We start from the raw sequence: 23,882 nt of genomic DNA, 5'->3' as shown, positions 1-23,882 counted from the left end.
AGAAACTGTAATGGACACCTAAATTATGGTCTAATCGCCAGCATGTGGCCTATAAATTTATCTCGTTCAAAGAATCAACCGTGTTTGCCCAAAACCATCGCGATTGTGGGCAAGTACTTTGCCGTCGGTATTGATGAGTCATTAACTGAGGTTGCCGACTTTCTGCAAGTGCGCGGACACAAGGTGGTGTTCGAGGCCGAGACGGCCCAAAACATTGCGCTGAAGGGGTTTGAGGCCATGACGCCGGAGCAGATCGGCGAGCAGGCTGACGCCGCGATTATTGTCGGCGGTGACGGTACTATGTTGGGAATCGCCCGACATTTGGCACCCTATAACGTGCCTCTCATTGGTATCAATCAAGGCCGTCTTGGATTCATGACCGATATTTCTCTGGAGCGGATGCTGCCGGTCCTGGCCGAAATGCTGGACGGCAACGCCGAGTCCGAGCGTCGTACTTTATTGCAAGGTGTGGTTAAGCGCGACGACGTGGTTATTTTTAGTGCCCTTGCGTTTAACGACATCGTCGTCTCACGGGGGGGAACCTCCGGCATGGCAGAGTTGCGGGTAGATGTTGATGGTCGCTTTATGTATAACCAGCGCTCAGATGGCCTGATCGTATCGACGCCGACCGGGTCTACCGCCTACGCGCTATCAGCTGGCGGCCCGTTACTGCATCCGTCGCTGACTGGCATTTTGTTAGTACCGATTGCGCCGCATGCATTGTCAAATCGGCCAATTGTGGTCCCGGATACGAGTGAAATCGTGATTGAGATCGTCAACGGACGTGAAATTAATGTTAATTTTGATATGCAGTCTCTCACTAGTTTGCAAGTGGGTGACCGCATTGTCATTCAGCGTTCCGAGCATACTATTACTTTTTTACATCCCTCGGGCTGGAGTTACTATGAAACACTACGCCAGAAGTTACATTGGAATGAGTATCCCTCCGCAGACGGTCACTTGCGATAGGAGGACTTACGCAAAATTGGCCTGGCGGCGTTGTGCTTTCCTTGCCACCTTACGCGGCCCGGTACTAGCGTACTGTCTGCGTCGGCAGGATTGGCAAGCCCGTTACGAGGACGGTTTTGCGTAAGTCCTCCTTAGTGCGAGGGCCCCGATCCTGCGTCCTCATTGAGCAATTGCAGTACACTGCGCTTCAGCCACTTCGTCAGGCGCTTAGGCGATCAATTCAGTGTTCGCTTTCTTTGTAACCGATTATTTTTCCCATCACCTAAATTCATTCGACCATGCTGCGCACCCTTTCCATTCGCGATTTTGTTATCGTTGATGCCATTGAGCTTGATTTGGCCTCTGGCTTTACTGTTTTCACTGGTGAGACCGGTGCCGGCAAATCCATCCTTATCGACGCACTGGCATTGGCCTTGGGCGGTCGGGGCGACGCCAGTGTGGTGCGCGAAGGTGCGGCAAAAGCGGATATCAGTGCTGAATTTTCAGTATCCAATCGCTACGAAGGCAGTCCGATCGATACCAGCGAAGCGGTCAGGGCATGGCTGACCGGAAACGAGTTCGACAGCGAAGACGGTGCCGTGCTTTTGCGGCGGGTAATCGATAATGCAGGGCGCTCCAAGGCCTATATCAACGGCATCGCCGCAACCGCCGGACAATTGCGCGAGCTAGGCGAAATGCTGGTCGATATTCATGGACAGCATGCGCACCAATCTTTGCTAAAGGCAGACTCGCAACGCTTATTATTGGACGGGCAAGCGGGTTTGCAGGAAGATTTGCAGGCCGTTGGCGCAGCGTATAAAAATTGGCGCGCATTATCGCGCCAGCGCCAAGAGTTTGAGACTAATGCCAAAAATGTATTGCTGGAACGGGAGCGTCTTGAGTGGCAGGTTAGCGAACTGGAAAAGCTTGCCGTGAAACCCGGCGAGTGGGACGAGATTACCAACGAGCATAGTCGCTTGTCGCATGCAGCAAGCCTGATCGAAGGCGCGCAGGAAGCGTTAAATCTGATCTCTGAAGCGGACGCGCCGATGTTATCGCAGCTATCGAGTTTGAATATCAAGATCGGTAAATTAGTTGACGTAGATGCTAATTTGAAGCCGGTTCTTGAAGCATTGGAACCCGCGCGCATTCAGCTGCAAGAGGCCGTGTACGCCCTGAATGACTATTTAAGCCGGGTCGAACTGGATCCCGCACGGTTGCATGAAGTGGATCGCAGGTTAGAGGCGATTCACTCAGCTTCGCGCAAGTTTCGGTTGGAGCCTGACGCTATCCCACGTGAATTGTTGACACTCTCAGCCCAATTACAGCAGTTGGCCGATGCCAGTGATCTGGACGCGTTGCGTGCGCAAGAAGAAAAGCTGAAGGCGATCTATCTCGGACTGGCGCAAAAACTCTCAAAGGCCCGTCTTAAGGCAGCCAAAGGCCTGACTAATCTCGTCACCGCAGCAATGCAAGAGCTGAGTATGAGCGGCGGTCGTTTTGTGGTCGCCTTAAATCCTTGTGATCCGGCCATATATGGGATCGAGCAGGTTGAATTTTTGGTCGCAGGTCATGCTGGGGTAGCGCCGCGGCCATTGGCAAAAGTGGCTTCGGGCGGTGAACTGGCGCGGATCGCGCTGGCAATCTCGGTGATTACCTCTAGCGCGACCGCCACACCTACGTTGATTTTTGATGAGGTTGATAGCGGTATTGGCGGTGGTGTTGCAGAGGTAGTGGGGCGTTTGCTCAAACGTCTCGGCCAAGCCCGGCAGGTATTGTGCGTGACCCATTTGGCACAGGTCGCCAGTCAGGCAAATCAGCATTTTCAGGTCAGTAAACAAAGCGTGGCAAACAAAACGGTGTCGGCAATTGATGGGTTGGATACTAAAGGCCGTGTGGAAGAAATCGCCCGAATGCTGGGCGGACTGGAAATTACAGCGACGACCCGCAAGCACGCACGCGAGTTGCTCGCATCATAAAATGCAACACCAGAAACCCCCTGGAGTTTCACCACTATTACACTGTTAAGTTGCCGCTAATTGCATCAAGTTGCTCCTAAGTTACCACGATCCGTCGAGGACACGAATAATCCGCTTATCGGACATTTTTTACTTTACTTTTATGCCGGGCCGGACAAGCCGCTGGACATGCCGCACTACCGGATGGTCGGCCTTGCACCACCCGGCACCTTGAACTGTCAAAATCGCGTGCATCCGCATGTCGCGATTATTTTTTAGGAACTTCGCATGAGCTTTCGTAAAGAGCCGCCTTTCGTACATGGCACCACGCCCAAAACGGCGGTTGTACTTGTTAACCTGGGAACGCCGGACGCGCCAACCTCCAGCGCCGTGCGCCGCTATCTGAAAGAGTTTCTTTCGGATACCCGCGTGGTGGAGATTCCGCGAGCGATCTGGTGGCTGATTCTGCATTTGATCATTCTGCCGTTTCGCTCCGGCAAGTCTGCGCAAAAATACGCGGCGATCTGGACCAATGAAGGTTCGCCGCTCAAAGTGCATACTGAAAAGCAGGCTACGTTATTACGCGGTTATCTGGGGCATCGCGGTCATAAGGTGCAGGTGGTCTACGCCATGCGGTATGGCAACCCGTCGGTGTCGTCTGTGCTGGATCAATTAAAAACAGATGGTTGTGATCGCGTGCTGATAGTGCCCGCTTATCCGCAGTATTCGGCGACCACGACCGCCTCTATTTTTGATGCGGTTTTTAGCCATTTTGCCGCGGTGCGCAATGTCCCGGAATTGCGCCTGATAAAGCATTATCACGATCATCGAGCTTATATCGAGGCATTAAAAGAGTCAGTATTGGCGCACTGGTCAATGAACGGCATGCCGGATAAGTTAGTGATGAGCTTTCATGGTGTGCCCAAGCGCACTCTGTTGCTAGGTGATCCATATCACTGCGAATGTTATAAAACGGCACGCTTGCTTGCGCACGCTCTCGACCTGTCGCAGGAACAATACATGGTCACGTTTCAGTCCCGTTTTGGTAAAGCAGAATGGCTGCAACCTTACACCGCGCCCACTCTGGAAAAACTGGCTAAACAAGGCGTCGCTCGGGTGGACGTGATGTGCCCGGGCTTTACCAGTGATTGCCTGGAAACGCTGGAAGAAATTGGAATGGAAGCAAAGGCCGATTTCCTGAAGGCCGGCGGCAAGGAGTTTTATCTGATTCCATGCTTGAACGAGTCTGTGGATTGGATCAAAGGACTTTCCACTGTGGTAGAGGAGCAACTAATCGGCTGGCCGACACTTTTGAGTCCAAGCGACGTTGCAGAGCAAAAATTACAGGAAAAAGTACAGAAGGAAGAGGCTATGCGGGTGGGAGCAACGGTGTAAGGGCTGAATCGAAGCAAATGCGACGCACATCCAAGCGTAGATGCAATAAAGGAGTTGATTAAGTTCGGTGAGGGGGTGACGCGGCAACAAAAATCGTCACCTCTAATATAACGAACGTATTGTAAATGGCGAGAAAACTGCGCTCCCGAGATTGGTCGGGCGCGAACAGATAGATTTCGCTACAAGCTATCTTCCATCGTGTTCGCGGCTCTCTGGCGGCTAAGTATATTAGTACAGGGCTACCAAATGGGAATAACTGATCCATCCAGCGGCTAGAGTGATATATACCAGCGTAAGGGCGGAAATAAGAGACAGTTTCATGATGATCACCTATAAAATCCTTAAGGTTATTAAACCGTCTTAAATTTTTATAAATTAAAGCAGTAAGCAAATCATAAATCTCGTGCCGCGTTGCAGCAAACCTTAAGCGGTAAAATATGAAACAAATTGTTGCTGCGCGTGTTTGGACGTCGAGTAAACCCCTTGTAAATGTAGGGGATATCCCCATTTGGCTAAACATAGACAGGAATAGCCTCGATAAGATCTATGAATCGTAAGTTACCAGTGTTTTAACCTGTGTATTATCTACGCAACAATTCGCAGGACCTCGCCCGTAGCTTGCGCTCGCACGATGGTCGGGTCGTGTGCATTGATTCGCGGCATTCATTGGTGTTATTAATGCAACGCAATATAATCGCCCGAAATAGTTAAAAACCTTATTTAGACATTAATTTTTTGCTGGAGATTTTGGAATGGAAGATATGGAAAAGCAGACCGCACAAGTTGAAAACGAGAGCACCGTCGCCCAGGAACAAGCTGCGGTGATACCCGAGTCACCTCTGGAAATCGAACTGGCGCAAGCGCAAGCCAAGATCGCGGAACTGCAGGATGCATACCTGCGCGCTAAGGCAGACACCGAGAACGTGCGTCGCAGAGCGCAAGAAGATATCGCCCGTGCCAGCAAATTTGCGATTGAGAATTTTGCTGAAGCAATGGTCCCGGTCAAAGATAGTCTGGAAATCGCCATAAAGCTAGAAACGCCATCGATTGAGTCATTGAAAGAAGGCGTAGAAATGACGTTGAAGCAATTGGTAGCCGCGTTTGACAAGAACCGTTTATTAGAAATCGCACCAGCATCGGGCGAGCGCCTGGATCCGATGAAGCATCAAGCGATTTCGATGGTGCCAGCAGAGCAAGAAGCCAATACGGTTGTCAGCGTTTTACAAAAAGGCTATATGATTTCGGACCGTTTGTTACGTCCAGCATTGGTGACGGTCGCGCAGAGCAAGTAAGGTGTCACAAGCCAGAGTGGGTAAATGAAAGCTGAATGAGCATTAAAACAGCGTGAAAATCAAAAAATAGATGCTTATTTACACCTGAAAAGGCTTGAAAGCGTGATTTTTCTCCCAATATTTAGCATATCAAAATTAAACAAATTTAGTAAAGGACTGCATCATGGGTAAAATTATCGGTATTGATCTCGGTACCACCAATTCTTGCGTTTCCATCATGGAAGGCGGCAAGCCTAAGGTTATCGAAAATTCGGAAGGCGTGCGCACCACACCATCCGTTATTGCTTATCAGGAAGATGGCGAGATCTTGGTTGGCGCGCCTGCTAAACGTCAGGCCGTTACTAACCCAAAAAACACGCTATACGCAACCAAGCGTCTGATCGGTCGCAAATTCGACGAAAAAGAAGTACAAAAAGACATCTCATTGATGCCTTACGAGATCACTAAAGCCGACAACGGCGACGCATGGATTGCCGTGCGCGACAAAAAACTGGCCCCGCAACAAATCGCTGCAGAAGTATTGCGCAAAATGAAGAAGACCGCTGAAGACTACCTCGGCGAAGAAGTCACAGAAGCAGTCATTACCGTTCCTGCGTACTTTAATGACGCCCAACGTCAGGCAACCAAAGACGCTGGCCGTATCGCCGGTCTGGACGTTAAACGTATCATTAACGAGCCAACCGCAGCAGCGTTGGCGTTCGGCCTGGACAAGACTGAAAAAGGCGATCGCAAGATTGCTGTCTATGACTTGGGTGGCGGTACTTTCGACATCTCTATCATTGAAATCGCTGATGTCGATGGCGAAATGCAATTTGAAGTGTTGTCGACTAACGGTGATACATTCCTGGGCGGTGAAGATTTCGACCAACGCATGATCGATTACATCCTGGAAGAATTTAAGAAAGTTAACGGTATCGACCTGGGTAAAGATGCGATTGCGTTGCAACGTATCAAAGCCTCTGCGGAGCGCGCCAAGATTGAATTGTCGTCGTCGCAACAGACTGAAATCAACGAGCCGTACATTGCCATGGCCAACGGCGCACCCGTGCATCTGACAATGAAGATGACACGCGCCAAGCTAGAGTCTTTGGTCGAAGAATTGATCGAGAAGACCATCGCACCATGCCGTATCGCGATTCAGGATGCTGGCGTTAAAGTTACCGACATTGACGACATCATTTTGGTCGGCGGTATGACACGTATGCCTAAGGTACAAGAAAAGGTTAAAGAATTCTTCGGCAAAGATGCACGTAAAGACGTCAATCCGGACGAAGCGGTTGCCGTCGGTGCAGCGATTCAGGGCTCGGTCTTGTCCGGCGATCGTAAGGACTTGTTGCTGCTAGACGTTACTCCTCTGTCGCTCGGTATCGAGACGATGGGTGGCGTGATGACCAAGATGATCAAGAAAAACACGACTATTCCTACCAAGTTCAGCCAGGTATTCTCGACTGCCGATGATAATCAGCCAGCCGTGACGATCAAAGTGTTTCAGGGCGAGCGCGAGATGGCAGCCGGTAATAAAGGCTTGGGCGAGTTCAATCTTGAAGGTATCCCGCCAGCATCACGCGGTACACCGCAGATCGAAGTCACCTTTGATATCGACGCAAACGGTATCTTGCACGTCGGCGCTAAAGACAAAGCAACAGGCAAAGAAAACAAGATCACCATTAAGGCAAACTCTGGTTTGACCGAAGATGAGATCCAAAAAATGGTGCGCGATGCGGAATTGAACGCGGAAGACGACAAGCGCTTGAAAGAACTAGCCGAAACGCATAACCAGGGTGACGCGTTAGTCCATTCAACTCGCAAGTCACTGGCTGAATACGGCGATAAGCTGGAAGCGGCTGAGAAAGAAAGTATCGAAGCGGCGATCAAGGAGCTGGAAGAAGTGTTGAAGGGCAGCGATAAAGCCGCCATCGACAATAAATCAGCAGCATTAAGCACCGCAGCGCAAAAGCTTGGTGAAAAGATGTATGCCGACATGCAAGCGAAGCAAGCCGCTGCCGGCGGTGCTGAAAGCGCCGCGCCTGGTGCATCGGAAAGCAAGCCGAAAGAAGACGACGTCGTTGATGCCGACTTTAAAGAAGTAAAAGATAAGTAAAACCCGTCCGGGCAGTGCCTTGGACTTTTTCCAAAGTGCTGCATTGACGCGCCGGACAAAGCTTTTAGCTCTGTTCGGCGTTTTCGCTTAGAACAAAATGCCGTGTCGCTGCATGCGGAGGGTTATTTTGGTCCCGGGGTTGCGTAGTCGGACCGGAATATCCGGGTCGTCAAATGATCGATGATGTAAGGACGAGAGCGCTGAGAAAGTTATTTCAGGGGCGTAAAGGCAAAGGGGTCAGGCGCAAAAGTTAAGCGCTGGCGCTGGCCCTGGCTCTGGTCTGGTCTGGTCTGGTCATAAACCGCACTGGTTAGTAACCGATTAACCGCAACGCGTAGCATTCGGCAAACGTGTTCTTATACAATAAGTTAGGTGCCAAAACATGGCGAAACGTGATTTTTACGAAATTCTGGGAGTTGCGAAAAACGCTTCTGATGAAGAAATCAAGAAGTCGTACCGCAAACTCGCGATGAAGCACCATCCGGACCGTAATCCGGATAGTAAAGGTGCGGAAGATAAATTCAAAGAAGGCAAAGAAGCCTACGAGATGCTATCGGACCCCCAAAAACGTGAGGCCTATGACCGTTACGGTCATGCCGGTGTTGATCCAAACATGGGCGGCGGCGGTGGCGGTAGCAATGGCGGCGGTTTTGCCGATGCTTTTGGCGACATCTTTGGGGACATATTTGGAGGCGGCGGCGCGGCACGCGGCGGTCGTGGTGCTGGTCCTCAGGTGTATCGCGGCGCGGACTTGCGCTACAACCTTGAAATTACACTGGAGCAGGCAGCGCACGGCTTCGACACCACTATTCGGGTGCCTTCGTGGGATGCGTGTGAACCGTGTCATGGCAGTGGTGCCAAGCCCGGCACTGAGCCGGTCACCTGCTCGACTTGTGGCGGTCATGGGCAGGTGCGGATGCAGCAAGGATTTTTCAGTATCCAGCAAACATGCCCTAAGTGTCATGGAAGCGGTAAAGTAATTGCCGAGGCCTGTGCAACTTGCGCGGGCGCAGGACGCATCAAACGTAACAAGACGCTTGAGGTAAAAATACCTGAAGGGATTGACGACGGTATGCGCATTCGGTCCTCCGGTAACGGCGAGCCGGGCACCAACGGCGGCCCTCCGGGCGACTTATACGTTGAAATTCACATCAAGCAACACGGTGTATTTCAGCGTGATGGTGACGATTTGCATTGCGAAATGCCGATCTCATTTGCCAAGGCGGCTTTAGGTGGCGAAATTGAGGTACCGACGCTCAATGGCAAAGTCTCGTTTACGATTCCGGAAGGCACGCAGTCCAGCAAGACGTTCCGTTTGCGCAGCAAGGGGATAAAAGGCGTACGTTCAGGCTACGCTGGCGACTTGTTTTGCCATGTAGTGGTCGAAACACCCGTTAAATTGAGCGAGCGTCAAAAGGATCTTTTGCGCGAATTTGACGAGTTGACGACCGAAGGTGGTGCTAAACACAATCCGCAAAGCAAATCGTGGAAAGATAAGGTTAAGGAATTCTTCGATTAAGCACGAGCCAGAAAAATCGTGCGTTAAATTGTAGATGTTGCCAAATCGACAAAAGCCGCTGATCGAGACTGATCCGCGGCTTTTTTATGGGGCTTATAATGTCTTGACCGAGGTTTCTCGTCTCAATGATGCTTGCCAATATGAAAAAAATAAAAATCCAACCGCATTTTAGATAAAATGGCGTTCATGCGGATTTACATGAGCTATTAATATAATCATGGCGATTGCGCGCTTCTCTGAATGGAAAACAATGATAGAGCACAAAAATGTCCTGACCCGGGAACAGCTTTTTGAAAGCAACCGAAAATGGGCTGCCGCGATGACGGCACGGGAACCTACGTTTTTTAAGACTCTGGCGGCACAACAATCTCCAGATTATTTCTGGATCGGTTGTTCTGATAGTCGGGTTCCTGCAAACGAATTACTGGGTCTGCGACCCGGTGAATTATTCGTGCATCGGAATATTGCCAACGTTGTGGCACATAGCGATTTGAACTGTTTGTCAGTCCTGCAATTTGCAGTCGATGTATTGAAAGTGAAGCATGTATTTGTCGTCGGTCATTATGGCTGCTCGGGCGTGCATGCTGCGCTCACTAAACGCCGCGTCGGGCTGGCTGACAACTGGTTGCGCCATGTGCAGGACGTTCATCAAAAGCATGAGCGGTATCTCGGAGAAGCGTTGTCCGAACAGATACGCCATGATCGCTTGTGCGAACTTAACTCGATGGAACAGGTGTCGAACATCTGCCAAACTACAATCGTGCAGGATGCATGGGAACGCGGGCAGGAACTGACTATCCATAGTTGGGTTTACGGCTTGCAGGATGGCTTGTTGCGCGATTTAGGGGTAACCGCCAGCAAACCGGATGATTTGCCAAAAGCGATGGCTTGCAGTCTTAAGCGTTACGACTAAAGTTGATTGCCGATAGAGTACGCCGGATGCACGAGGTGTCGTCGGCTAAAAATGGTGCCCCAAGAACCTGGAAGGCTTTCTAATCTACTTCCGGGGATATCGGTTCGGTCCACCTGTTACTTTATATCTCTGATGATGGCAAAAAATCCCCAATCGGTCAGAAGCCATTGGGGATTTTTGTTTTTAGGATGATGTTGAAACGTCGTCTTTAGAAGCAATGTTCCGGCCCAGGAAACGATGTGTCCTTCACCGCCGCAATATAAGCTTTGATAGCGGCGTCAATGTTTGGTTTGCCTTCCATAAAATCTTTGACGAAACGGGCCTTGTGCCCTGGAAAAACTCCCAGCAAGTCGTGCAGCACTAATACCTGTCCAGCGCAGTCAGGCCCTGCGCCGATACCGATAGTAAGCATCGTCAACAGCGCGGTCAGTTCTTTGCCCAGCGTGGCAGGAATGGCTTCCAGCACCACCATGCTGGCACCGGCCGCCTGCAAAGCCAACGCGTCCGCTTTAATTTGCTCGACTGCCTCGGTAGTTTTACCTTGTACTTTGTACCCGCCCAACTGATGCACCGATTGCGGAGTGAGGCCCAGATGCGCGCATATCGGAATCCCGCGTTCAATCAAAAACCGAACGGTGGGTGCCAACCAGGCACCGCCTTCCAGTTTGACCATTTGTGCGCCAGCCTGCATCAGTTGCACTGCGTTGGTAAATGCCATCTCCGGGGTGCCATAGCTCCCGAACGGTAAATCGGCGAGTATCAAAGCGGTGGGTTTAGCGCGACTGACACTGGCGGTGTGATAGGCGATGTCCTGCACCGATACCGGAAGCGTTGAAGAATGCCCCTGACATACCATCCCGAGTGAATCGCCCACCAATATTGTGTCGATGCCGCAACGGTCCAGCAATGCCGTAAAACTAGCATCGTAGCAAGTCAGCATGGTAATTTTTTCACCTTTTGTACGCATGGTCTGCAACGCCGGGATCGTGACCGGTTTGGTGCGTACCTGCGACGCTGGAGGTGTGTCTCCCTGCAAATAACCTGCCATCTTTATTCTCCGCGATTAAAAAATTCACGCTTGCCGCGCATGCTATCAATGCGCGCCAGTAGTAAGTCAAAATCGGCATCGCTGCCGGATAAATCCATATGTTCGTTATTCACGATCAGTAACGGCGCGGCTTCGTAGTCGTAAAAGAACCGACTATAGCTTTCACATAAGCGCTTCAGATACTCTGGGGTAATTCCAGCTTCCATCGGGATGCCGCGTTTTTTGATACGCTCCAGGAGCGTTCCGGGCTCAGCCTGCAGATAAATCACCAGGTCCGGTGACAGCACTTGGGGTCGCAACTGATCGTAAAGTTGTTGATACAATTTAAGCTCGTCATTTGCGAGCGTCAGGTTCGCGAAGATCGGATCTTTATCGAGCAAGAAATCTGCCGCAACCGCAGTTGTTGCCTCGAACATTTCGCCTTGCGCCAGACTGCGCAATTGATTGATGCGCTTTAATAGGAAAAACATCTGCGTCGATAGCGCATAGCGCGCCGGGTCGGCATAGAACTTCTCCAGAAAAGGGTTACTTTCCGGCTGTTCCAGCAACACCTGCGCGCCCATATGCGTAGCTATTTTTTGGGTCAAGGTTGTTTTGCCGACCCCGATAGGGCCTTCAACAACGACGTACCTGTAATTATGTAGATTCATAGTCGGACGATAAAGTGGTTTCGATTAAGGGGCAATTCGCAGGTAACGTTGCTGAGCGGCATCAATGTTAAAGCCTTCATCCTCACGCCATAATCGCGGAGCGCGTCGGGTGCGAAAATTCTGCAATCACGAAAAAATATTAACGCTGATCGTAGTGTAAACGCTTTCCGGCATAGGCTTTATATCGATGCGAATTGTGTGCAAAGGTTGCCTAAAAGAAAAATTGTTATATTTTAGCGATTGCCTGATCGTCTATTTGCGGGACAAATTGATGCGCATCGCCCTGTCCGGGAACGGTAATAAACGGATCGATCTGTAGCAACGGAATTAATACAAACGCGCGTAGCATCATGCGCGGGTGCGGTACGGTCAATGTAGCATCGTCTATCGTCATCGTCCCGTATAACAACAGGTCAAGATCCAGTGTGCGCGGCGCATTGGGATAGGGACGTTCCCGGCCAAACCGTTGTTCGATATCTTGCAGTGCTTGCAGCAGCGCATGGGGCCCAAGTTGGGTGTCGAGACGCACTACCGCGTTGACATAATCATCGCCGCTGGACGCAATCGGCGCAGTGCGAAACAGGCTGGACTGGGCGCTTAATGTGGTTTGCGGTAACGCGCCAAGTTGCACTATTGCACTGATTACTTGTCCCTGTGCATCGCCTAAATTCGCACCGATACCGATATAGGCGGTGACGCTTGGTGCCTCAACCATCGTTACGCGCCATCTTGTGTGTCGTTGCTGTTGCCACTGGTACCGGGGCCACTGGTGCTACGCGGGCTACGCCGACGCGCACGTTTTTTTGGCGGCGGCCCTTCGTTGGCCAGTTTTGGCTTCTGTGCCAGCAAAAGCTCGCGACCGCTGCCGTCGGCTTCCATAAAAGCGGTCCACCATTCGCCGAGTTCGCTATTCAGTTCGCCCGAGGCGCAACGTAACAGCAGAAAGTCATAACCGGCACGCAGTCGGATATGCTCCAGCAACTTGTAGGGCGCTTTGCCGACGCGGCGCTCAAAGCGCGGCTGCATGGCCCAGATATCGCGCATGTCCGACGCAATTTTGCGTTGCAGTGCCAACTTGTCGGTTTGTGCGTTAAGCACGTCGTCCGCCGCTAAGTGCAATGCAGGAATAGGAAATTCTCCCGTCGCCTGATAGGCCGTCCATTTTTCCAGCACCTGATGCCATAGCAACGATGCGAAAAGGAAGCCGGGAGATACCGGTTTGCCTTGCAGTACGCGCTGGTCGGTATTGGCGAGCGCCAGGGTGACAAACTTTTCCCCCATTGGCTGTTCTAGCACCACGTCCAGTAAGGGCAGCAAACCGTGATGCAAACCTTCTTTTCGGAGTTGTTGCAAACAAGCCAGCGCATGACCGCTCATCAATAGCTTCAGCATTTCATCGAACACGCGTGCGGTCGGTACGTTGTTGATTAGCGTGGCCATGACAGGAATGGGCGCACGGGTTTCGGGCTCGATGGTGAAGTTGAGCTTGGCGGCAAAGCGGACGATGCGCAACATCCGCACCGGATCTTCACGGTAGCGGGCCTCGGGAACACCAATGATGCGCAAGGTTTTAGCGCGAATGTCGGCAATGCCGCCATGGTAATCAAGGACGCTTTGGCTACTCGGATCGTAATACATGGCGTTAATCGTAAAGTCGCGACGCACGGCGTCCTCATGTTGCTCGCCGAAGGTATTGTCGCGTAGCACGCGCCCGTGCTCATCCTTTGGCGCTCCCGTTGAAGAGGCACCGCGAAAGGTCGTTACTTCGATCAACTCCTGACCAAACATCACGTGGACGATCTGAAATCGCTTACCGATCAGAAAAGCGCGCCGGAACAAGCGCTTGACCTGTTCGGGCGTGGCGTTGGTAGCGACATCGAAATCTTTTGGCTTGACGCCCAGTAGCAGATCGCGCACCGCACCACCGACGATGAATGCCTTAAAACCGGCCTCTTGCAACGTACTAGTGACCCGTATCGCATTTGGCGACACCAGTTGCGGGTCAATACCATGTTGCTTGGGGCTTAATACCACTGGCTTGGTATGGTCGTTCGCCTTTTTTTTGGGTCCCAGAATGGAGCGAATCAGCTTTTTGATCATTGTGCTTAGAGTAGTTGTTGGCCTGGCGTCGTCTCGACGGGAGACGACCTCGAAAAAAACACCCCACATGCCCCGCGTCTACAAATGCTAAATAGGCGACGCTGGTCGGCATCATTACAAACCCTGCGGGTTTGCAGCATCATACATACCGAGGCAATTGCGGGTGGTTTTATGCGGTGTTTAGTTTTAGTGTTATCTCTATTCGTCGAATAATTGCAATATCGACCAGCCATGGGCGTCGGCATGCGCTTTAAGCTGAGCGTTCGGGTTGGTCGCGATCGGATCGGTGACCAGCAAAAGTAGTGGCAAGTCGTTATGCGAATCGCTATAGAAAAAAGTACGGGGAAAGCTCGCTAACGTCATATCCATGGTCGCCAGCCAGGCATGCGTATGAATAACCTTGCCAGGTCCGTAGGTCGGCGTATCTAGCAGTTTACCTGTGATTTCGCCTTCATCGGTGGTCTCTGGATCGGACGCAATCAGAAAATCGACGCCCAGTGCCTTGGCAATCGGTTCGGTTACAAAACTATTGGTAGCGGTCACGATAGCCACCAGATCGCCCGCATCATGATGTTGTTGCAGCAGATCCAGTGCCTGTGGTGTGATCCTCGGCAGGATGACTTCTTTCATAAACTGCGCGTGCCATGCATCCAGTTGCTTGCGCGGAAAGGTCGATAGCGTACCGAAGGTGAACTCGAGATACTTTACCGGGTCAAGCGTCCCCGCCTGATAGTGTGCAAACCACTCTGCATTGCTTTTTTGGAATAGGTCGGCATCGACGGCACCGATACGGATCAAAAACTGACCCCATTCAAAATCCGAGTCAATCGGCAGCAAGGTGTGGTCTAGGTCGAAAAGGGCCAGATTCATAGTGATTTTTCTTCAGATTCGAGTTGTAACAGGCTGCGTAATAACGGCAGGGTTATAGGGCGCTTGGTTTCCAGCGAATAACGATCAAGTTCATCCAGCTTTTCCATTAACGAACGCATATCGCGTCGAAAATGTGTAATGAGATAGGGTAGCACGCCACTCGACAGGGTAAGACCTCGGGCTTGCGCTGCCTGGGATAGTGTAGAGATTTTTTCTTCGTCGCTTAAGCCATGCAATTGATAGATCAGTCCCCAGCCAAGTCGGGTGCGCAAGTCTTCACGCACCGTATGCGTTAATTCTGCCGGCGGTTGCGCGCCGCTCGTAATTAGCCAGCCACCATGTTCACGAATTTGGTTAAACAGCGCAAATGCCAGAATCTGGTCGTCAGCGCATAACTTGTCGCAATCATCGATCAGATAACCGGTGTCTTCGGGCGAAAAGTGAAATAAACCTGCACTGTAGGCCTCATTGTATTCGGTCGCATGGGCCACATGATGTGCGTTTAAGTCGGCAGCACTAATCAGGTGCGCGTTGGTAGCGCGCGCAAAGGCCTGCAGCAAATGGCTTTTGCCAGCGCCGGATTGGCCCCACAGATACACAAAGCGATCTCCGCGGGCAGTGATCGCGGAAGCGGACGGCGCTGTCAGTTGTTGTAAAAATTGCAACACCTCGGCATTGTTGCCAACGACAAAAGTATCGAGGGTCTGAGCGTCGTCGGTCGTGATATCGAGTAATAACTGCCTCATGCTGAGTTTCTCATACTTAATTGCTACTTAGTTACTACTTTAGCTACTTTTTCATTATTACGTTGATCGATATCGTAAGGACGTCAGACTCTTCCGCATCGTAAGCAGCATTGCGAAGGTCAAACGCTCAAAGTGCATAAACTGTAGCAACGGGATTGGTTTTTGCACATGCAGATCGGCGGAAGAATGGACTAACATCCTTCGCCACATTCGCCAGGCACTACAGAATCCGAAAGATGTCTATTTTACATATTATAAAAGCTGCTACTAAGATAATGCATGCGGACATGTTTGACGATTACCGACATAATCGCCGAAGTTGGTAACGCCAGCAAGACTCCGACAAAACCAAATAGCTGTCCAAACGCCATTAATGCAAAAATAACAACTAGCGGATGCAGTCCAATCCGCTCTCCCACTAGTCGTGGCGTTAGAAAAAAACTCTCCAGCACCTGACCCAACCCGTACACAATCGCTACGGCAATCAGACCGTGAAAACCGCTAAACTGCAACATTGCTGCAATTAGCGCCAGGATCAGACCTAACCCAAAACCAACGTAAGGGATAAAAACGAGCAGACCCGTGATGATACCCACCGGCAGCGCCACGTCAAAGCCGGCGATCGCCAGCCCGGCAGAATAATAGATCGCCAGCACCAGCATGACCAGTAATTGACCGCGGAAGTATTGCGCCAATAAACCATCGACTTCCCGGGCCATATCGTTGGTTTTTGCATGCCAGCGCATCGGTACCAGCTTGCCCACTTTTGCCAGAAAAATGTGCCAGTCCAGTAGCAAATAAAATAACACGATCGGTACCAGCAATAGTGTTGTGATCCAGCCAAGCACTGCCGTACCCCCGACCTTGGCCGAGGCCAGTACCGCCGCCCATATCTCGTCGCCGCTGGTCGCCATTTGCTTGGCCAGCATCTCTTTGATACCGCTGCTACTAAGTCGGAAATGAATGCCAAAGTCCTCCAGATGAGGACCGATCACATTATCAAGCTTAGTCAAAAAGCTTGGAATTTGACTTTGCAGCAAAGGAAACTCAGTCCGCAAAACGGGAATTACGATCAGAATAATTGCCAAAACAGCAAGCAGTAAAATCAACATCACAATCAAAACAGCCATGGCCCTTGGTAAGTGGAACTTCCCAATACGTCGCCGTGCCAGCCAGTCTACGCCCGGGTTCAAAGCGTAGGCCAGGATAGCGGAGGCCACAAAGGGAGCCATGATCGGCCCCAACGCCACAAATAGCGCTATGAGCAACGTCCCCACAACTAACCACAACATTGTTTGTTTTTGTTCGTCGGTAAAAGAAAATGGCATGTAATTGGGGGATAGTTGAATCGGTTTGATAAAATAGCGTATTTATCGCGGTAACAAGACAAAGTAGGCACACTAATAGAGTGAATACTTATGGTTATTTTGTTATGCGCGGACGAATTCTTCTATTTTACCGCCTATGCTGGCAATCACATCATGACTTCAACATCCAATGTTTCACTTTCTTATCGCGACGCCGGTGTCGATATGGACGCCGGCGACGCTTTAGTCGAGGCCATCAAGCCATTTGCCAAGCGCACTATGCGTGAAGGCGTCATGGGCGGCATCGGCGGCTTCGGTGCATTATTCGAGATTAGCAAAAAATTTAAGGAGCCAGTACTGGTCTCCGGCACCGATGGCGTCGGCACCAAGTTAAAACTCGCTTTTATGCTGAATCGCCATGACACCGTCGGTATCGATCTGGTCGCCATGAGCGTCAACGACATTTTGGTGCAAGGTGCCGAACCGCTATTTTTCCTGGATTATTTCGCCTGCGGAAAACTTGACGTAGCCAGTGCCACCGATGTCATCAAAGGCATCGCCCAAGGTTGCGAGCAAGCCGGTTGCGCGCTTATCGGCGGCGAAACCGCAGAAATGCCAAGTATGTATCCGGATGGCGAGTACGATCTGGCCGGTTTTGCAGTGGGCGCAGTAGAAAAATCGAAATTGATCGATGGCACCAAAATTACGCCCGGTGACGTCATTCTGGGGCTGGCATCGTCGGGTGCGCATTCTAACGGCTACTCATTGGTCCGCAAAATTCTGACAGTCGCGAATCCGGACCTGAATGCCGATTTCCACGGTCGCCCACTGGCAGATGTGCTGATGGCACCCACCCGCATTTACGTCAAGCCATTACTGGCCCTGATGGAATCGATGGAAGTCAAAGGCATGGTGCATATCACCGGCGGCGGCCTGGTCGAAAATATTCCGCGTGTGTTGCAAGACCACCTTACTGCTGAACTGCATCGCGACGGTTGGACCATGCCGCCACTGTTCTCGTGGCTGCAACAGCATGGCGGCGTTGCTGACGACGAGATGCATCGCGTCTTCAACTGCGGTATCGGCATGGCGGTAATCGTCGCCAAAGAAAATGCAGACGCGGCATTTGCGCAACTGCAATCAGCGGGCGAAACGGTATTCAAAATCGGTGAAATCCGTATCCGGGCAGAAGGCGAAGCGCAAACAATCGTGTTGTAAATTCGCTTATGCAGGTTAAGCAGGTTGATGTCAAAATGGCTGCCGATATTTCGGTGGCCTTTTTTTCGCAGGCCCGTTTTTAAGTCAGCTTGCCTCCGTAATCGCTCAGATCGCTCAGATCGTTAAGAGCGACATCCGCTGGCTATTCGCCTTGCCCCATCCCGCGCACATCCAGGTGGTGCTGGCTACGCTTTCTTCTCGTAGCATTTTCGGTTACGTCAGACCGACTGGTCTGCCGGTCGTTCTCTTGGTAACGTTCGCCATAAAAAAATAGAATTATCTCGGCTAACAACAGAAAAGTCTGTGTAATTTTCAGTGCTATCTCATATCAAGTAGCGCATGCCACTGTTAATCTACCGATCTCCAATTGTGTTGGTGCCCATGGCCGCTAAGTGTTGCGGCGCGTTAGCCGGTGGTGCATCAATTAGTAACGATCCACATTGCACCCTCATCGCCGCGTCAGCTTTCTTAATAAAAATAATTATGCGAACACTTACCATTAACGAATTTTGCATCAAATATATTTGGGGCAGTGAAGGCGTCGGCGCGCCGAAAAGCGAGATATGGATAAATGGCCAGGCTACCGGACAACGTATCCCGGTCGGCACCGTCGAGGCAGCGGTTGGTTGGAAAGACTACTATTTGATCATCACATCTGATAGCTATCGATCCGAAGACTTTCTGGATATCCTCCTCCTAAATAAGCAATTTATCTTACAAAACTCAGCCTGCATTTGATCGGGCAAAGGCGCCGCCTCGTTTGCAGACTTGACGTTAAGTGGCCCAAACACGATTTCTTTTTTATTCATGAATGATACGCGCTGGAATATTGAGCTATTGGATAAGCCGGTTTTTAGCGCGTCCTGCATTTCGGAGCGCCTGAGTGTCATGCGACCATTCAAATTCAGCCGACACTTTAAAGTTTCCGCACGCCGCGTTTCGCGCGCTTCTTAAGCACATCGAAAAACTTACAGCGCGCTTCGCGCGCCTGTTAGTCGCCTCGAAAAAGTTACAGGCCTTACGCATCTCTCCGGACGAAGTGCTCCCTTATCCATGACTTGCACGCAAATCTGGGCTCCTCGCTTCCTCTGTATTTGAGCGTTATCAAATAAATTGACGCTATACATCGCGCTTGCACGCATCTCTCCTTCTCCTATGACTGCCCAATTTTTGCAAGCGTAACCAAGACTATTCTTAGTTTAAGTACAGATAATTCTTGGCTATTTTCAGATAATTCTGGGTATTAATTTCTGCATTTAACGCGTACTGTGTTTATCAGGCTTTGTGATTTGAATTTAGAGGGAAATTTCTGAATTTGAATTTGGTTGCGCTTCCAATTAACTCATTAGTGGTTGGACACTGGGAAGATAACCGCTGCACATTATTGCGCATACATGGGCCTTTTTTAAATTTGCCGTTTAAACCTAACTAGAAGGATATTTTATTATGTTAAATATTTTATTGGTGACTGAACGTGACGATGCTATAAATAATAAGGAAGAAAAAAAATTCGAGGACAGCATCGTAGTTATCGATGCAGCACAAAACACGAAAGGCACGCCTGGGGGGGCAATACTTGAGGGAGCTTATTTTGTGAGATCTTTTGCATAAGAACTTGAACGAGAGTCAGATAGAGCTTCCTAAATATATTTTGGAAGCTCGAAAATATGAAAAAAATTATAGCAAATGAATTCGAAATTCATAATTTGAATTATCCCAAGTCTTATCAGGATACTCAGATCAGATTGACGACCCCGGATGGAAATTTTAGAAATCTGTCCTACTTCTTATATGATGAAAATACCTCGTTTAATATGGAGATTTACGAGTCGAAGTTAATCATCAAAAATGGGCTGGAATCTACACGCAGCTTTTATATTTCGACCTTGGAAGACCAGATAATATTTTCGAGTGACTTAACGAAAATTTTAGGTTGCGCCCCAGAAATAGATATTAGTTGTGCACTTAATTTTATTTTTTTGGGGGAAGTCAATCGATTAAATACGATTTGGAAAGGGGTTTCAATAGTACCGCCCGGTACTTCCATAACGATTGACTATTCCTCCAAAAAATTGGACGTGAGCACAACATTTCTTTTAGACGAAATCCGGTCGCCGTGTTCTAATCTGTACGCGGTAATAGCGGCAGAAATACGAAAAAATGCCAACGAATGTGACGGCATTATTATCGAATTTTCAGGTGGACTAGACTCAACAACCTTGATGTACGCGGCTCATGAGGTAGCAGCTATCAATGATAAAAAAATTCTGGCTGCAACATGGGCATCAAATGGGTGCAGTTCAAATGATGACGTTAATCATGGGGCAAAAATAGCACTTAGCTTAGGAATTGAGCATGTGATATTTGATATTGACCCTGACATGTTGTTCGAAGTAATTACTGTTGATAAATATCCAGATAATCCCTCCGTAGCTATTTGTTTCGAAAAATTTAGACGCAGTTTTATACAGAAATCAATAGAAAAACTGAATGTCAAATATCCACTTATATTGAACGGGCATGGCGGCGATCATGTTTTCTACGCCTCGCCTACGGTTCACATGCTGAGAGAAGCTTTGAAAGACAAAGGATTAGCTTTTTTTCTAAAAAAATCGCTTGAGTTGTCCTGCTATCGTCGGGTCGGCCTAGTTCAAGTAATCAAAGAATATCTACAAAGAAAGTCGGAAACGAGTTACGTTAAAAATCGCTATATTAAACCCTCAATTTGTGCTGCATATTTTGATAAACACAGCACGAAATACGGTCACTTTGGAAATGGGGAAGAATTTAGGAATCATAGTATAGAGCAAGCACTATGTGAAAATAGTAACTCAAAAAATCGATTTGAAAATTGTCACCTCAGTTTTCCGCTGACAAGCTCACCAGTTATTTCATATGCGCGGGATATTCCCGTATACGATTTATTTAACTCTACACAAGATCGACTTGTTTTTAGAGAAGAAATATTCGCAAGATGTAATTCCGCTGCTATCTTTCGTAGAACTAAGGGGCATGTTACAGGAGTCTTTCAAAAGTCACTATATGCTAAAAGGGAAAAGATCAGGGATTTAGTTTATAACGGATATTTATATGAGCATGAAATTTTAGACTTGGATAAATTTGAATCTACACTAATATCTTCGTCGATTGGTTTAGGCGGAATACCTTATGATTTTATGAAGATTATCGCGTTTGAGTTGTTTGTTAAAAGTTGGGATAGACGGATTTCAGAAAGAAAATTTAAATGAACAACTATTTAATTTTTTCTAGTTTTTGTCACCATATGTTACTTGAAGACGAATTTATAATTTTGATTGAAGCTAAAAATCAATATATTTTATTGGGAAAAAATGAAAGTATAATATTGCTTGCGGCTATGAATAGCGATACGCACATGGATTCATCTGTAGTAAAAAATCTAATAGCGAATGGCGTGATCGTATACGGGGGAAAAGAAAAAACAAATAATAGTGCGTAAAGAACAAGCTATTGGAATGGATAATTATGAGTGGAGATTAACTAATCAGTTTAAACCAGTGACTAAAAAAATAAATTTTCTTCAGTTATTAAAAACTCTCATTTTTCTCTATAAAATAAAACGCAAAAAAGATGCCAAGGGAGTTGGTGGTTTGCTAACAATGATGCGTAAAGAGAAAATAAAGATATTACATTTAAATAGTGCAGAGAGTTCGCGATATGCCGTCGATTCGTTACTTTCTTCTATATTCATTGCTGAGAAATTTTTCACAAGGCAATTCTATTGCTTGGAGATATCAACTGCGTTATTTTTATTATTACTTAAAAATAAGATAACTGCTGAATTTGTAATAGGAGTTCAGAAGTATGACTTCATAGCCCATGCTTGGGTTGAAATAGAAAACGTGGTTTGCGGAGATGTGCAAAGTTTAAAAACAAACTTAGCGGAAATAATTCGAGTTTAGTTATCACGATAATAGAATCTAGCGCTTAATAATTTATTTTAAAATAATATTAAATATGCTCATAAAAAATTATCTCCACGCACTGCAGCTTACCAAAAGTAATTACCCAAAATTCATCCGGCACTTTGGGTCTGCCTCGATACTTCTCGTCCTGATTGCGTTACTGAACGCCGCGGTGCCGTTGCTGCTTCGGGAAACTACCAATGCGATCACTGCGCCGCACAAAACCGTTTTCATGATTTATATGATCGCCAGTGCGTACGGTATTTGCTGGACCGTTGCCAAGATGATGGAGTGGGTAAAAAATATTATTTCTGCGGCAGTGTTGGCCAGGTGCGATGCCGGTTTTCATAAATCCATTTTTACGCATTTTATTCACCTTCCTATGGGAACGATCAACAAGCTTGATCCTGGTGTGTTCATTGCGGATATGTCGCGCAGTTGCGGCAGTTTTAGTGCGATTACATTTTCAGTTTTTTGGGTGTTATTTCCGGTTTTTATCGAGTTGGTGTTTGTATTTTCGATTTTAGCGAAATTGATTTCAGTAGGTGCTGCCGTATTATTTTTGATCCTTCTGCTGGCGATTTTGGGACTGGCTTTCTTCCTGGCTAAGAAGAGTCAGGCGTCGCACGCGTTGACAATGAGAGCGAGCAACGATCTTAGCTCGCATCTGATCGAAAAAATACACTTTATCGAAGAGATGAAGGCGAATAACGCCTACCCCAAAGAAGATGAAATCATCCGCAATAAGTTACTTGGATATGTACGCGCGGTCACACAAGGGAACCGGCAAATCGGCATGTTGATGGTGATCCAATCGCTAGGAATCGGTGCGATTCTTATCGTGTTCGTGCTTTATACGGTCCAGCAAAATCTTGTCGGTAATTTAAGCGCAGGCGATTTTATTATGATGACGGGCTATATCGTTCAGTTGACTTTGCCGATGGCCTATTTGTCGTCGTCATTTATCAATATCAGGAAAGATTTTGTGCAATTAGGGGCCGCGCTAGCGTATCTGCAATTGCCCATCGAAATTGCTTGCGGCGGTGCAAACAGCGTGCCGCTCTCCGCTGAGGGACAGCGAAACGCGCAGAGTCACGAGCAAAGTCATGAGCAAAATCACGAGCAAAAAACTGATCTTTTCGTCCTGAAGAATGTGGTGACGGAATTTGACGGCAACAGAATATTGGAAAATTTTTCTTTAACCATTAAGAGCCAGCAGCTCACCGTTATCCGTGGGCCTTCCGGCGCAGGAAAGTCGACCTTGATAAAGATGCTGATCGGGTTCATTCAGCCATCAAAGGGGGAGATTTTTTTCGAAGGTAAATCACTCGGTTCGGTCGAAAAGAACGCGCTGTTCGCTGAAGTGTCGGTCGTCCTGCAACACCCGATCATCCTCTCCGGTACTTTGCGGGAGAACCTGTTATACGGGACGCAGCGGGCGGTGCCCGATCATGCGTTGCTGGAGATTGCCGCGCTGGTAGAAATCACCGAGTTGGGCGGCTGCAATGGCAGCGACGTTTTGGCGTTGGATCTTGGCATTCAGGGCAAGGCATTATCCGGCGGGGAGAAGCAGCGTATCGCGATTGGAAGGGCGCTGGTCAGGCAAACCAAGATACTGCTAATGGATGAGCCTACGTCGGCGATCGACTCTGCCAGGGCCGGCAGAATAATTGAAAGAATCAGGGGTCGTGTCGAGACGATGGTGGTTGTGAGTCATCGCCACGAGTTGATTGAGATAGCCGATACGGTTATCGATCTGGGAGATGCATCGCTGCTACAGAATCCTCTGACCGGGGGCGGCAGAGGCCAAGGCGGGAGATCAGAGATAAGAGCTCAGAGGCAAAGCCGGCACCCTCGCAGGCGACGCGAATGA

Annotated in this window: 21 protein-coding genes; 14 read left to right on the top strand and 7 right to left on the bottom strand. The window is 49.0% G+C overall.

The features are described 5' to 3' along the window. The first annotated feature begins 42 nt into the window (after nt 1-42). The 7 genes from HAV38_RS07075 to can all read left to right on the top strand — a co-directional run bounded on the left by HAV38_RS07075 (nt 43) and on the right by can (nt 10,126). On the top strand, nt 43-969 hold the full coding sequence (locus HAV38_RS07075; protein ID WP_168053869.1) for an NAD kinase: 927 nt from the start codon (nt 43-45) through the stop codon (nt 967-969). Nucleotides 970-1,247: 278 nt separating this feature from the next. After that, nucleotides 1,248-2,927, top strand: coding sequence for a DNA repair protein RecN (recN, locus tag HAV38_RS07070; protein WP_168053867.1), 1,680 nt, complete (start codon nt 1,248-1,250; stop codon nt 2,925-2,927). A 267-nt stretch (nt 2,928-3,194) separates the two neighbouring features. Continuing rightward, a complete protein-coding gene (gene hemH, locus HAV38_RS07065) occupies nt 3,195-4,301 on the top strand; it encodes a ferrochelatase (protein WP_168053865.1) in 1,107 nt (368 codons plus the stop codon). A gap of 752 nt (nt 4,302-5,053) precedes the next feature. Beyond that, a complete protein-coding gene (gene grpE, locus HAV38_RS07060) occupies nt 5,054-5,593 on the top strand; it encodes a nucleotide exchange factor GrpE (RefSeq protein ID WP_168053863.1) in 540 nt (179 codons plus the stop codon). 163 nt (nt 5,594-5,756) lie between these two features. Beyond that, the gene (gene dnaK / locus HAV38_RS07055) at nt 5,757-7,694 is read left to right on the top strand and encodes a molecular chaperone DnaK (RefSeq protein WP_168053861.1); all 1,938 of its coding nucleotides are present in this window, start codon (nt 5,757-5,759) and stop codon (nt 7,692-7,694) included. 382 nt (nt 7,695-8,076) lie between these two features. Further along, nucleotides 8,077-9,213, top strand: a complete 1,137-nt coding sequence (gene dnaJ / locus HAV38_RS07050; protein ID WP_168053859.1) for a molecular chaperone DnaJ — start codon at nt 8,077-8,079, stop codon at nt 9,211-9,213. 250 nt (nt 9,214-9,463) lie between these two features. After that, a complete protein-coding gene (gene can, locus HAV38_RS07045; RefSeq protein ID WP_168053857.1) occupies nt 9,464-10,126 on the top strand; it encodes a carbonate dehydratase in 663 nt (220 codons plus the stop codon). A 208-nt stretch (nt 10,127-10,334) separates the two neighbouring features. Here the strand turns inward: can and panB are convergent, their stop codons facing one another. The 7 genes from panB to HAV38_RS07010 form a co-directional block, all read right to left on the bottom strand. Beyond that, entirely contained in the window at nt 10,335-11,174 is an 840-nt protein-coding gene (gene panB / locus HAV38_RS07040) for a 3-methyl-2-oxobutanoate hydroxymethyltransferase (protein WP_168053855.1), read from the bottom strand. 2 nt (nt 11,175-11,176) lie between these two features. After that, nucleotides 11,177-11,824, bottom strand: coding sequence for a deoxynucleoside kinase (locus HAV38_RS07035; RefSeq protein ID WP_168053853.1), 648 nt, complete (start codon nt 11,822-11,824; stop codon nt 11,177-11,179). A gap of 226 nt (nt 11,825-12,050) precedes the next feature. Continuing rightward, entirely contained in the window at nt 12,051-12,539 is a 489-nt protein-coding gene (folK, locus tag HAV38_RS07030) for a 2-amino-4-hydroxy-6-hydroxymethyldihydropteridine diphosphokinase (protein WP_168053851.1), read from the bottom strand. 2 nt (nt 12,540-12,541) lie between these two features. Continuing rightward, nucleotides 12,542-13,924 carry a polynucleotide adenylyltransferase PcnB gene (pcnB, locus tag HAV38_RS07025; protein WP_168053849.1) on the bottom strand — a complete coding sequence of 461 codons (1,383 nt, stop codon included), beginning with the start codon at nt 13,922-13,924 and terminating at the stop codon, nt 12,542-12,544. Nucleotides 13,925-14,122: 198 nt separating this feature from the next. Further along, on the bottom strand, nt 14,123-14,794 hold the full coding sequence (locus HAV38_RS07020; RefSeq protein ID WP_168053847.1) for a histidinol-phosphatase: 672 nt from the start codon (nt 14,792-14,794) through the stop codon (nt 14,123-14,125). Continuing rightward, the gene (hda, locus tag HAV38_RS07015) at nt 14,791-15,540 is read right to left on the bottom strand and encodes a DnaA regulatory inactivator Hda (protein WP_168053845.1); all 750 of its coding nucleotides are present in this window, start codon (nt 15,538-15,540) and stop codon (nt 14,791-14,793) included. The genes HAV38_RS07020 and hda overlap by 4 nt, the downstream gene beginning before the upstream one ends. A gap of 245 nt (nt 15,541-15,785) precedes the next feature. Beyond that, on the bottom strand, nt 15,786-16,868 hold the full coding sequence (locus HAV38_RS07010; protein WP_168053843.1) for an AI-2E family transporter: 1,083 nt from the start codon (nt 16,866-16,868) through the stop codon (nt 15,786-15,788). Between the two features lie 153 nt (nt 16,869-17,021). Here HAV38_RS07010 and purM point away from each other — a divergent pair, with 153 nt between their 5' ends. The 7 genes from purM to HAV38_RS06975 all read left to right on the top strand — a co-directional run bounded on the left by purM (nt 17,022) and on the right by HAV38_RS06975 (nt 23,882). Then, a complete protein-coding gene (gene purM / locus HAV38_RS07005) occupies nt 17,022-18,065 on the top strand; it encodes a phosphoribosylformylglycinamidine cyclo-ligase (RefSeq protein ID WP_168053841.1) in 1,044 nt (347 codons plus the stop codon). A 483-nt stretch (nt 18,066-18,548) separates the two neighbouring features. Next, nucleotides 18,549-18,803, top strand: coding sequence for a hypothetical protein (locus HAV38_RS07000; RefSeq protein WP_168053839.1), 255 nt, complete (start codon nt 18,549-18,551; stop codon nt 18,801-18,803). A gap of 708 nt (nt 18,804-19,511) precedes the next feature. Beyond that, complete coding sequence (locus tag HAV38_RS06995) at nt 19,512-19,676, top strand: hypothetical protein (RefSeq protein ID WP_168053837.1); 165 nt, start codon at nt 19,512-19,514, stop codon at nt 19,674-19,676. A gap of 56 nt (nt 19,677-19,732) precedes the next feature. Next, on the top strand, nt 19,733-21,313 hold the full coding sequence (locus HAV38_RS06990; RefSeq protein WP_168053835.1) for an asparagine synthase-related protein: 1,581 nt from the start codon (nt 19,733-19,735) through the stop codon (nt 21,311-21,313). Further along, nucleotides 21,310-21,543 (top strand): hypothetical protein, encoded by a 234-nt coding sequence (locus tag HAV38_RS06985; RefSeq protein WP_168053833.1) that lies wholly within the window; start codon nt 21,310-21,312, stop codon nt 21,541-21,543. Before HAV38_RS06990 ends, HAV38_RS06985 begins: the two co-directional genes overlap by 4 nt. After that, nucleotides 21,536-22,006 carry a lasso peptide biosynthesis B2 protein gene (locus HAV38_RS06980; protein WP_168053831.1) on the top strand — a complete coding sequence of 157 codons (471 nt, stop codon included), beginning with the start codon at nt 21,536-21,538 and terminating at the stop codon, nt 22,004-22,006. The genes HAV38_RS06985 and HAV38_RS06980 overlap by 8 nt, the downstream gene beginning before the upstream one ends. A 55-nt stretch (nt 22,007-22,061) precedes the next feature. Next, complete coding sequence (locus tag HAV38_RS06975; protein WP_168053829.1) at nt 22,062-23,882, top strand: ATP-binding cassette domain-containing protein; 1,821 nt, start codon at nt 22,062-22,064, stop codon at nt 23,880-23,882.

This window comes from Glaciimonas immobilis (genome assembly GCF_011947285.1).
Lineage (GTDB): Bacteria > Pseudomonadota > Gammaproteobacteria > Burkholderiales > Burkholderiaceae_D > Glaciimonas > Glaciimonas immobilis.
This window is presented reverse-complemented; position numbering and strand designations above follow the sequence as displayed.